2 protein-coding genes are annotated in these 2,164 nt (G+C 65.2%); both read right to left on the bottom strand.

What is annotated here, in order from left to right; all coding sequences use genetic code 11:
• Nucleotides 1-22: 22 nt before the first annotated feature.
• Nucleotides 23-691 (bottom strand): heme exporter protein CcmB, encoded by a 669-nt coding sequence (gene ccmB, locus BRAO375_RS19435; protein WP_006611638.1) that lies wholly within the window; start codon nucleotides 689-691, stop codon nucleotides 23-25.
• A gap of 199 nt (nucleotides 692-890) precedes the next feature.
• Complete coding sequence (locus tag BRAO375_RS19440) at nucleotides 891-1,805, bottom strand: amino acid ABC transporter substrate-binding protein (RefSeq protein WP_009029157.1); 915 nt, start codon at nucleotides 1,803-1,805, stop codon at nucleotides 891-893.
• Nucleotides 1,806-2,164: the final 359 nt, after the last annotated feature.

Raw genomic sequence — 2,164 nt, forward strand, 5'->3', positions numbered from 1 at the left:
GGGGGAGGGGCAGAGCGACATGTCAGTCCAGGCCGTTGCGCAGGCTGGTTGCAGCCGCGAACGGGCCGATCACGAAGCTCACCAGGGACAGCGCGCACAGGATCGAAAACGGCGCGCCGAACGGCAGCGGACCGACGATGGCCGCCTGCGAGGCTGCCACGCCGAAGATCAGGACTGGAATGGACAGCGGCAGGACCAAAACGGCCAGCAGCAGGCCGCCGCGCGACATCGTCACCGCCAGCGCCGCGCCGATCATACCGATGAAGGTCAGCGCCGGGGTGCCGGCGAGCAAGGTCAGCGCGACGGCGCCGGTGGCAGTGGCGTCGAGATTCAGCAGCAGGCCGAGCACGGGCGTCGCGATCACCAGCGGCAGCCCGGCGGCGAGCCAATGCGCCAGCGCCTTGGCGGCGCAGGCGAGCTCCAGCGGCGTCCGGCTCATGATGATCAGGTCGAGCGAGCCGTCCTCATGGTCGGCGGTGAACAGCCGGTCGAGCGTCAGCAGGCTGGCGAGCAGCGCGCCGAGCCAGAGGATGGCCGGACCGAGGCGGGTGAGCAGCGCCAGGTCGGGTCCGACCGCGAACGGCATCAGCACGACGACGGTGAGAAAGAACAGCACGCCGATCAGCGCACCGCCGCCGATGCGCAGCGCGATCCGGATGTCGCGGCGGATGAGGGCGCCGAGGGCGGTCATTGGAAAAGAGCCCTGATGAGAAATGCTTGGGACCGACGCTGCTGCTCCGAGCTGGCTGCGCCCCCCTCCCCCCTGCGGGGAGGGGTCGGGGGTGGGGGTCCACACGGGCAGTCTTTGCTGGGCTACCCCCCTCCCCATCCCTCCCCCACAAGGGGGGAGGGAGCGCACCGCCATCGCGGGCGACAGCTGCGACTTCAGCTTACGGCTTATACGACTCCGGATCCGGCGAGTCCGACGGCTTGGCGAATTCGGCCTTCAGCTCGGCGGACATCGGGGTGTTCAGGTTCAAGCCCTTCGGCGGGATCTTCTGCATGAACCACTTGTCGTAGAGCTTGGCGCCCTCGCCGCTGGTGTAGATCTTGGCGGTCGCGGCATCGACGACCTTCTTGAACTGCGGATCGTCCTTGCGCAGCATGATGCCGTACGGCTCGGGCTTGGAAAACGCGTCGCTGGAGATGACGTAGGCGGCCGGATCCTTCGAGCTGGCAACGAGGCTGGCGAGCAGGATATCGTCCATCACGAAGGCCACGGCGCGGTCGGTCTCCACCATCAGGAAGGCCTCGGCGTGATCCTTGGCCGGGATGATGTTGATGCCGAGGCTGCGCGCGGCATTGGCTTCGGTGAGCTGCTTGATGTTGGTGGTGCCGGCGGTCGACACGACCGTCTTGCCCTTCAGGTCATCGATCTTGGTGATGTTGCTCGCCTTCTTCGTGACGTAGCGGCTCGCCGTCAGGAAGTGGGTGTTGGTGAAGGAGATCTGCTTCTGGCGCTCGGCATTGTTGGTGGTCGAGCCGCATTCCAGATCGATGGTGCCGTTGGCGAGCAGCGGGATGCGGGTCGACGATGTCACCGGGTTGAGCTTGACCTCGAGCTTGTCGAGCTTGAGCTCCTTCTTCACGGCATCGACGATGCCCATGCAGATGTCGATCGCAAAGCCGATCGGCTTCTGATTGTCGTCGAGATAGGAGAACGGGATCGAGGAGTCGCGGACGCCGAGCGTGATGGCACCGGTCTCCTTGATGTTCTTCAGGGTCCCCGTCAGGTCCTCGGCCTGCACCTGACCGGCGCACAGCGCGGCGGCAAAGGCCAGACCAAATAGGCGAAGTGACTTCATAACTGATCTCCTCAATCCGGCGGATGGCCGGATGCTTGCATGAACCAGAGCAAACTCAAAATGGCCCTGCCCGGCCTCGGACGATCTCCGGCCAGGAGAGCGCGGGCACCATAGACCGCCCCGCAGCGGGAAGTTCTCGGACGCTTGCGACAAATTGCCTGCCCGGCGCCCCCTTGGACAAGACATTCGGGCTGAAACGGCCGCACCGAACGTCGGAATGGTAAACCACGAGGGCCGCAACCGTCGGGGCGATCCAACGAAAGTCTGAAGCGGGCACTGCGTTTGCTCATCAGCTTGTGCTTCGGTTCCCTTTGCTCGCGAGTACATCGCTCGTGAGGACGAAACTATTGCCGCGCTGA

The organism is Bradyrhizobium sp. ORS 375 (assembly GCF_000239775.1).
Taxonomy (GTDB): Bacteria; Pseudomonadota; Alphaproteobacteria; order Rhizobiales; family Xanthobacteraceae; genus Bradyrhizobium.

Coding starts and splice junctions, on each gene's coding strand:
- ccmB (WP_006611638.1), bottom strand. CDS start 691: ATGACCGCCCTCGGCGCCCTCATCCGCCGCGACATCCGGATCGCGCTG.
- BRAO375_RS19440 (WP_009029157.1), bottom strand. CDS start 1,805: ATGAAGTCACTTCGCCTATTTGGTCTGGCCTTTGCCGCCGCGCTGTGC.